This window comes from Bacillus sp. AC266, from assembly GCF_979253805.1.
On record NZ_CEEDEC010000071.1, the window covers coordinates 1 to 237 of the forward strand.

Sequence of the window (237 nt, forward strand, 5' to 3'; positions counted from 1 at the left end):
AGTTTGCCTGCCTTTGCTTTCCGGCTGGTAAACCGCCGACAAAGTCGTAATAGCCTGTCTCACCGTTCACTTTCCAAATTAAATCGGAAAGTGATTGTTGTCGCGCAAATTCACGCCACACTTGCAGTAAGTTATAAAACCACTCTAATTTATCATGTAATTCTTGTTCTTCTTAAAGCGGCGCTCCCTTTAAGAATGAGCTCATCACTTCATAAAACGAGCCTTTCTTTCCATGAG

At 42.2% G+C, this 237-nt stretch carries 1 pseudogene; it reads right to left on the reverse strand.

The annotated features are described in order from the left end of the window. Positions 1–237, reverse strand: a pseudogene (locus AC0IXC_RS29375) (hypothetical protein); the annotation flags it as partial.